The organism is Vagococcus sp. WN80Y (assembly GCF_059621045.1).
On sequence record NZ_JCAQHY010000005.1, the window covers coordinates 1 to 8728 of the forward strand.

General features: G+C 38.2%; 8 protein-coding genes. 3 read left to right on the plus strand and 5 right to left on the minus strand.

All coding sequences use genetic code 11. The features are described 5' to 3' along the window. The 3 genes from AC5KOD_RS01490 to AC5KOD_RS01500 form a co-directional block, all read left to right on the plus strand. On the plus strand, nt 1-576 hold a 576-nt coding region (locus tag AC5KOD_RS01490), incomplete at its 5' end, for a TraM recognition domain-containing protein (RefSeq protein ID WP_496912780.1). A gap of 152 nt (nt 577-728) precedes the next feature. Further along, nucleotides 729-1583 (plus strand): replication-relaxation family protein, encoded by an 855-nt coding sequence (locus AC5KOD_RS01495; protein ID WP_496912781.1) that lies wholly within the window; start codon nt 729-731, stop codon nt 1581-1583. Nucleotides 1584-1909: 326 nt separating this feature from the next. Further along, nucleotides 1910-3472, plus strand: a complete 1563-nt coding sequence (locus tag AC5KOD_RS01500; protein ID WP_496912782.1) for a recombinase family protein — start codon at nt 1910-1912, stop codon at nt 3470-3472. A 97-nt stretch (nt 3473-3569) separates the two neighbouring features. Here AC5KOD_RS01500 and AC5KOD_RS01505 read toward each other — a convergent pair whose 3' ends face one another. The 5 genes from AC5KOD_RS01505 to AC5KOD_RS01525 are packed head-to-tail and all read right to left on the minus strand — an operon-like array spanning nt 3570 to nt 8399. Then, complete coding sequence (locus AC5KOD_RS01505; protein WP_496912783.1) at nt 3570-3800, minus strand: helix-turn-helix domain-containing protein; 231 nt, start codon at nt 3798-3800, stop codon at nt 3570-3572. 5 nt (nt 3801-3805) lie between these two features. Further along, complete coding sequence (locus AC5KOD_RS01510; RefSeq protein ID WP_496912784.1) at nt 3806-5881, minus strand: S8 family peptidase; 2076 nt, start codon at nt 5879-5881, stop codon at nt 3806-3808. Continuing rightward, nucleotides 5874-8057 (minus strand): peptidase domain-containing ABC transporter, encoded by a 2184-nt coding sequence (locus AC5KOD_RS01515; RefSeq protein ID WP_496912785.1) that lies wholly within the window; start codon nt 8055-8057, stop codon nt 5874-5876. Before AC5KOD_RS01515 ends, AC5KOD_RS01510 begins: the two co-directional genes overlap by 8 nt. Before the next feature lie 6 nt (nt 8058-8063). Further along, nucleotides 8064-8231, minus strand: a complete 168-nt coding sequence (locus tag AC5KOD_RS01520; protein WP_496912786.1) for a hypothetical protein — start codon at nt 8229-8231, stop codon at nt 8064-8066. Then, nucleotides 8232-8399: a hypothetical protein gene (locus AC5KOD_RS01525; RefSeq protein WP_496912787.1), complete on the minus strand. Its 168-nt coding sequence runs from the start codon at nt 8397-8399 to the stop codon at nt 8232-8234. Nucleotides 8400-8728 lie beyond the last annotated feature (329 nt).

Consider the following 8728-nt stretch of genomic DNA (forward strand, 5'->3'; position numbering starts at 1 on the left):
ATGAAGCGAGCCGAACTAAGCGAAGAACAAAGGCAGCCGATTTCTTTGGTGGTGGACGAATTTCATGCCTACATTAAAAAATCGGCTGGTAAATTTGAACAAATTTTGGCGCTTACGAGAGGCTTAGGCATGGCTTGCACGCTGGCTTGTCAAAACCTCGGACAAATGCCAAAAGAGCTAAAGGAGGCAGTTTTTACCAATGCCAGAAGTAAGATAATTTTTGGCACACCAAATAAAAGAGATGCTGTGCAGTTTGCAGACCTTACAGCATCCCAGTTGAGTGAAATAGACTTTCAAAGCCTACCTCAATATCAAATATACACCTGTTTAAATGAAAAGAAAATTGCTAATGCTTGGTTAAGTGGAAAAACTTTTCCACCAAAACCAAGCTTACGATTACCCGCCGAAGTTTTTGCCAAAAGTGCCGAAACTTACGGGCGAGATATTGATGAAATTGAAAAAGAATATATTGAGCTAATGAGTTCAAATGATAAACAAGAGATTGATAAATTACCAGACGAGATTGATTTTTCAGTTGGAAGATTAACGAAAAAAGCTAAAAAATCAGACGAATAAACTTGTCTGAGCTACTGTCTGACCGTGTCAACGAGGCATGGCTTCTTTAAGGCGGTAAATCAACAAAAATTTAAAATAAGGGAGATGACTTTTATATATAAATTTTTCTAATTTAATGTATAAATGAAATTCTCTCGATGGGGGATATTACTATGACTGATAAAAATAATAAACGTATTACGAAGCAAGAGCTTAGACGCATATCACACCTACTAAGCTCACATGAATTTGAAATTTTGCAGACGATTAACAATGTAAAATTTATTACAGCCAATCAATTGCAACGCATCTTTTTTACGAAAAACGAGAACCAAGCTACTAATTTGCGAGCTTGCAACAGACTTGTAAATAAATTAAAGAAGTTCGGTTTAATTGCCAGTTTAGACCAGCGTGTGGGCGGAATACGAGCGGGATCAGGTTCAACCATTCATACAATATCTAGTGCTGGTTTTCAGCTTCTCAGGTTAGATGAAATTAACTCAATAAAAGCAACAAGAAAGAAACTATATGAACCGAACATCTTATTTTTAGAGCATACCTTAGCGATTGCAGAAGCTTATACCAGGCTAAAAGAACTTGACCGACAAAATAAAATTGAACTCTTGGAAGTGCAACATGAACCGAGATGTTGGCGGACATTTTCATTGAAAAATACACCAACCTATCTCAAGCCTGACTTATTCGCAAGGTTCGCCCAAAATGATGAATATGAGGAATTTTACTTCATGGAATTAGATCAGGCAACAGAAGCACCAAGCCGTGTGATTCGCAAAAATAAGCTTTACATCGCCCATTTTAACTCAGGCATTGAACAACGACAAAATGGCATTTATCCATATGTTTTATGGATAACGATAAATGAAAAACGACGAGAACAGCTTACAAGATACATTCACGAATATTTACCAAAAGCAGAAATGCTATTTCGTGTGATAACGATTGATGAATTTGAAACGCTATTAACTGGCGAATCTAATAAGGAGGTAGATGACAAACAAAACCTATAAAAAGCACTCAACCAAAATAATTAAAGACGGTAAAAAAACGTATATTATCAATTCGTTTTTAGAAGATAATTCAAATCGAAATATCGCTAATATTCTGCTTACTTTAATGTTAAGAGAGCTTGAAAAAGATAGATAAATAATCCATAAACTCTCGGCTACTGCTATAAATCAGACCTGAAAAATGGTATAATAGTAGGTAGCCGTAGGGTTTTCATGAATCTTCGAAAGGAGAAAATATCATGAATTTAGACACCTTACAACGTACATTGACAACTCAAAATCATAATCTTCCAAGGAGGAATAAAGACAAGCAGGAGGTTACTGTTTTGTACGCCCGACTTTCGCAAGATGACGGCACGCAAGGAGATAGCGACTCAATTACAAACCAGAAAGCCATGCTTGAAAAGTTCGCTCGTGAAAACCAGTTGTATAATACGCGGTTTTTCGTAGATGATGGCTATTCGGGTACAAATTTTAATCGCCCAGGCTTTCAAGAGGCATTAAGACTCGTCAATAATGGCGAAGTAAAAAGTTTTATCGTTAAAGACCTTTCGAGGTTTGGAAGAAACTACGCAGAAGTGGCGCTATATACGGAAATTCTATTTCCTAAACTAGACATTCGTTTTATTGCAGTCAACGACGGTGTGGACTCTGAAACCCAAGATGCAAATGAAATCGACTTCGCACCATTTAGAAACGTGTTTAATGAGTTTTACGCTAAAGATACGAGCAAAAAAATTCGAGCAGTAAAACGTGCCAAGGGTTTGGCTGGCGAGCGCCTTTCAAGCCATGCGCCGTTCGGCTACAAGAAAGACCCTGAGGATAAGAATCATTTACTAGTAGACGAATCAACCGCCGAAGTAGTGAAGAAGATTTTTAATTATTGCATAAATGGTTTTGGACCGACTCAAATTGCGAAGAAGCTACAGAAAGAACAAATCCCAACTGCTACAGAATTTAAAACCAAAGCAAAAAATCCCGTTTGTAAATGGACTAGTAGCGTAGTTGTAAAAATTTTAGAGCGTCCTGACTATTTAGGACATACGGTAAATTTTAAAACAGTAACCAAATCGTATCGAGATAAGCGAAAAATTCGGAATGGCCCAAAAGACTGGGCGGTATTTAAAAATACACACGAGCCGATTGTTGACCAAGAAACATTTGACCTAGTCCAAAAAATGAGACAAAAGCGCCGACGTAATACTAAAGCCGACCGAGTAGGCTTATTCTCTGGTTTAGTCTATTGTGCGGACTGTAAAGCTCGTCATTGCTTTTGTACTGGAAAAAGTGTTTCACCAAATCAAGAGCGTTATGTATGTACGGGCTACAGTAGACACAATTCTATTTGTGATAACGCTCATTACATCCGTGAGATGAAGTTAATCGAAATTGTCCTAAATGACATCAACGACAAAATTGAATTTCTTAAGCAACATGAAGAACAATTTATCCAGAGCCTAGCCAAGCGAGCTAAAACCGACCAACAGAAAGAACTAAAGAAAGCCGAAAAACGTGTTATTGAAGCCAAGAAGCGAGCAAACGAACTTGATAATATTATCAAGCGATTATATGAAGATAACGTTCTAGGTAAACTTTCAGATGAACGCTTTACTATTCTTTCAAAAGATTATGAGTTTGAGCAGTCTGAATTAAAGCGAGAAATCGATGAACTCGAAACACAACTTTCCAAACAAAAGGAAGATGTGAAAAATGTCCAGAAATTTCTTGGAATTGTCCGAAAATATACCACACTCAAAAGCTTATCCCCTAGCATAGTGAATGAACTAATTGACCGAATCGACATTCACAAACCAGACAAAAGCACTGGCAAACGAATCCAACGAATTGATATTTACTACCGATTTGTTGGAAAACTAGATGAGATTTAAAGACAACAAAAGACCCGACAGGCTTTCGCTAGTCGGGTAATACCTCAATTTAGTTAGTTATGGATGCCCAGCTTTCGCAGAGAGTAGTTCTTTTTGATTAATCTTTCATACTTGAAACAGTAAAAACATAGGAAATATCCTTCTCAAAATAATTAGCTAAAATCAAGGCCTCAACTAACGAGGGTACTTTCTCTCCTCGCTCAATATTACCCAAACGATACAATGAAAAACCGCACTCTCTTGCCAAATGAATTTGAGAGACCTTACGATCTTTACGCAACTCATACAATTGGTTTTGAAGCCCATTACTATCAATTTTCATCGTCATAGCAGTTACTCCTTCTTTTTCATCCTCACATTCAAATAGATTAAATAGCCACTCACAATAAATACTTGACCGCCAAATACAACCATTAACCATCCCTGATTTGTCTCACCTGTCTTAGGTAACCGCAAATCGGTCACTTGCTTTTGCTTTGCCACTAATGGATCACTTTTAGTAAATCCTTGTTGCTTTTGACTAACTGTTGGCACAATTATATCGGGAGTAGAGGTTTCGGGTATTATTTCCTCTTTTAACCGCTCCTTCACCTCAACCTGACCGGCTAATACAGTAAAATTACCTGAAGCATCTTCCAAACGAATTTTAACAGGCTGTTTTCCCAGTTCCCCTGACTTAATTGTTTCCTCCATTGTCAACGTGACCTGATCCTTACCTGCATTATCATCAAACGACACTACCAGTTTAGATAAATCAACCTCATCTCCTAAGAACATCACATAGTTATCTGCTAATTCCCCTGTAGGAGGCTGTGTATCAACGACCTCAATAAGGCCTGAAAGCACTGTACTATTTTGACTTTGATCACTAAGGCGAATCCTGACTTCTTTACTGCCGATCTTATTTGTTACAGGTGCTTCTTCAAAGACCATATCTATTTGCTGATCGACATTATCTTTGACATTCGCTACTAAATCAGCCACATCGATAGTATGGTGTAACTCAACTGATTGACTTTGAAAATCAGCGGTCGGCGGAAGAGTATCCTTAATCAGCCCTAAAGAAAGATACCCATTTATTTCACCATTGCCAAAAAAACTATCTTTGCCAAGAGAGCCTAAATCCACTGCTCCATTGGTTAAAAGTGCCATAATCTCTTCTTTAGTCGGCTTGGCTCCTGTCATTTTTTGGTAATGACTGATTATATCGGCAATTATCCCTGTCACTAAGGGCGCAGATAAACTTGTCCCATTCGAAAAATTATAGCCTTGCGGGACACCTAAGATAGACAAGCCGTTATCCAAGGTCGTAGGATGTAAACCGTAAATCCATTCACTTAAATCGATCATTCCCTCAATCAAAATTAAGTCTCCGCCAGGTGCCGCATACTGGATATGGCTCCCATAATTACTATAGCTTGCTAGCATCTGCGATTTACTGGTCGCAGAAATGGGCAACACCCCTACTACACCACCAGGTAAATGACGGATCCTGTCCGTTTCATAGTAGGCATCCAAGTCAAGTCCTTTATTACCACCTGATGTGACAAGAATCACCTGCTTAGACTCAGCATAAGCAATTGCTCGCTCGAATGCAGCAATGGTCAATTGGTCACTGTCGTCATCACAACTTTTATAGGTACCTAAGCTTAAATTAACCACGTCTTTTCCATCATTTGCTGACTGGACAATTGCTTCGATCGTCCATAAAGAATCCCCACCACTTGGTCCCATAACTCGGTAAGGGGTAAGCACAGCACCAGGTGCCGTTTGCGCAATGATTCCTGAGACCATTGTTCCATGACCATTTTGATCATTAACCCCACCACCACCATCTACATAGGAGATCGCTGTACTCAAATCCAAATGTGATTGCAATAACGGATGGACAATATCAGCACCACTATCAATCACTCCAATACTGACCCCGTCTCCTTCGGATATCTTAAGGGATTGACTGTTCTGAGTTACACGATCCACATGCCAAGACAATTCCTTTAACAGATCAGCTTCAGCAGAACGCGTTAATAAGGACATGGCTTCTGGAAGTATCGCCTGATTTCTCCCTTCCATTTGACTGAGAGAGATTGATTCTGGCAGCATGTCACCCAATTGTCCCATCTCTTGAATATTATCCGCTTGCGCAGCGCTCAGTTTATCCTTTAGATTAGGCTCCTTAGAATTAATCCTAAGAAGCCCTATTTCGTCTAGTGAATACAACTCTGCTGCTGAATCAATAGCAAGCACCGCTTGTTGGACATCACTCATACTCATATCCTGTTCAATTAGTAAATCAACACTCTCGGCCCTTACCCCTATTGGAAAAATAATGGCTACACTAAGCACCGCTAAAGAAAATCCAACTACAACTCCTGCTTTTTTCATCAGAAAAGTGGTCCATTTACCCAACAGCCACCTCTCCCTCCAACTCATCGCTCGCCATCTCTCTTGCTTCCAAATTTCCTGAATAGATATGGCTGTACAAGCCTTTATTTTTCATCAATTCATCATGAGGGCCTTCTTCAACAATTTTCCCTTCGTTCATAACAATCACACGATCAAAATGTTGAATAGTATTTAGTCGATGAGAGACAACCACACACGGACAGGTATAATCCTTGATTCGATTCATAATATAGTTCTCAGAGATATTATCTAGCGCACTCGTCGGCTCATCCATCAGCATTAATTCAGGCTCCTTAACCATCGCTCGAGCAATAGCAATCCGCTGCATTTGTCCACCAGAGAGATTCATTCCCCCTTCTGAAATCAGTGTCTCATACCCCATTGGTAATAACCGAGTAATTTCTTCAACACGTGAATCATTGGCAGCCTGTAAGAAAACAGCCTCATCAACGCCTTCACTATTCATCAAAATATTGTCACGTAAACTCAAATTGAAAATAGTAGGATTCTGATTGACTACACTAATTTTTTCTCGAACCCGCTCCTGCTTAATGTCTGAAATACTTTCACCATTTAATAGTACTTGCCCTTCTGTTGGCGCATAAAGCCCAGCAATTACCTTTAATAAAGTACTCTTACCTGACCCACTTGGTCCAACAATCGCAACCTTTTCCTGCTTGCCGATCGTCAAATTAATATTAGACAAAATAGCTGGCTCAAATTTACTGTATTGAAACTTCACATTTTTCAATTCTAACGTTTGATATTCATCAATTTCCACCGTACGATCATCATCAATCACTGTTTTTTGCTCCAAGATTTCAGATAGCTTTCCAAAATAGGAACGCAAAACTAACAATTGAGAATACGAGCCCAACAGCGTCACAATCGGAATAACAAAGGACATCGAAATCGAGCTAAAGCTAATCAACTCACCAATTGATAACGACCGATTAGTTAAGCCATACACCCCTAGACCTGTAATTAGAATAGGTAAAATAAACTGCGTTGTACTCGCAATATTCCCAATCCAACCAGTCGTTCGACTCTTTTTCATTTGAACAGCCAGTTGCTCATCAAAATTCTTTTCCCAATTATCGTAAAATTGCTTTTCCGCTCCGATAGATTTAACCGTCTCCATCCCTTCAAACAATTCAACCAGCGTCCGATGAACCCGAGAATGCAAGATCAATTCTTGATCCGTCAACGCTTGAAACTTTTTAGAATTAATAAGTGAAGAGATAATAATAACAGTAATTGCACATAAACTAATCATTGTAAGCTGCAGTGAATAACTCAACATCAAACTAAAATAAGCAAAGACGAAAATAATATCAATAACCGTTGTCACTAATTGACTACTCAAAATTTGCTGAATATACGTTGTCAAATTAGACCTAAAAATTAGATCCCCTGTCGAACGGTTAACAAAGAAGTTCAAAGGCAATACCATAATTTTTTTCATAAAGCTTGTCATCAGATTCTTATCAAAAAAGATTTGAAACTTTGTAATGATTAAATTACGTGACACCTGTAGTGCGTAGTAACTCACGAAAACTAACCCAACTAAAAACAGAATATCTAGATGACTCAAGTTTCGGGAAATACTGACATGATTATCCACTAATCGCTGCGTCACAATCGGAATCCCTAATCCCAATGCTTGAATGGCTAAAGTCAAAGCAATTAATCCAGCCAAGCGACCTCGTTGTGTTTTAATAATTGACATCAAAATATTTTGCGGCTTTGCTTCCTCAACCGGTAGCTCAACCTTATCAGCTACCTCAGTAACTACTAAGCCAAATAACGAGAAATGTTCCCAAAACTCGTCAAATGAGTATTTTTTTCTCCCTAAAGCTGGATCAACAATGATCATTTTTGTGGCTGTTTTACGCTCAAATACAACATAATGCTTTTTATCCCAGAAAAGGACACAAGGTCGATTATTTTCTTCAAAAAAATCAAGCGAATCTATTTTTAGCCCCACCGTGTTCACACCAAAATCATTAAAAATCGATTTTAAATGAAAGAGTGTATTGCCCCCTTTGGGCACACCATATAGATCTCGTAACTGGCTTAGATTAACTTTTCTTCCAAGGTGATTCAATACCATTGTCACGGATGTAATGCCACATTCACTATGCTCGCTCTGCTCAATAAAGGTTACTTTTTTAGCCATCGACGCTTACCTCGTCTTCTTCATTAATACTTTAGCTGCAAAAGTATGCTGAGATATTTTATTTTCATCACGATTTCCACTGCCTTGCGTTGCCTTCATTTCATGAGAGGCTAATTTCTTATAACCCACCCCTTGTAATCGAAATTCTTTTTCTGCTGATTTATATTTTTTCATCTATTTAGATCCTCCTTCATTTAAAATCTTGGCCTGTAAATACTCATCTGGAATAAACCGAACCTGACTATTTCCACTCCCAATAATGGTTTTCATTTCCGACTCCTTTAACACATTATTTCTGCCGTACTTGACTTGTTTTGGCTTGACTTTTCTACCTCTCATCATCTTCGTTACCTCCATTTACTTTTATTATTATGTGTCAATTGTAATCTATTTTAATTAAATTGTAAACTATTTCTTTCTTTTAGAATGAAATTATTTTATTTATATGCAAAAAAAACGGGGCTGTGACATAAGTCACGCCCCAGTTCCATTTCACATATATTGTACGATAAACGCGTTCCAAAAGTCTGCTCACTACGTTTTACTATGCTTCGCTTCGTTGTCCTAAACTTCTAAGCAACTAAAGTTGCAAGAGTTAAGGCTCTTCAATCTCAACAACTTCTAAATGCTAAAGCATTAAGAGTTGCCATTATTCTTAGTGCTTTAGCACT

Bases quoted from the DNA above. Each gene is read 5' to 3' on its own strand.
- AC5KOD_RS01520 (WP_496912786.1), bottom strand. From the start codon at position 8,231: ATGAAAAAATATAAATCAGCAGAAAAAGAATTTCGATTACAAGGGGTG.
- AC5KOD_RS01515 (WP_496912785.1), bottom strand. From the start codon at position 8,057: ATGGCTAAAAAAGTAACCTTTATTGAGCAGAGCGAGCATAGTGAATGT.
- AC5KOD_RS01525 (WP_496912787.1), bottom strand. From the start codon at position 8,399: ATGATGAGAGGTAGAAAAGTCAAGCCAAAACAAGTCAAGTACGGCAGA.
- AC5KOD_RS01495 (WP_496912781.1), top strand. From the start codon at position 729: ATGACTGATAAAAATAATAAACGTATTACGAAGCAAGAGCTTAGACGC.
- AC5KOD_RS01505 (WP_496912783.1), bottom strand. From the start codon at position 3,800: ATGACGATGAAAATTGATAGTAATGGGCTTCAAAACCAATTGTATGAG.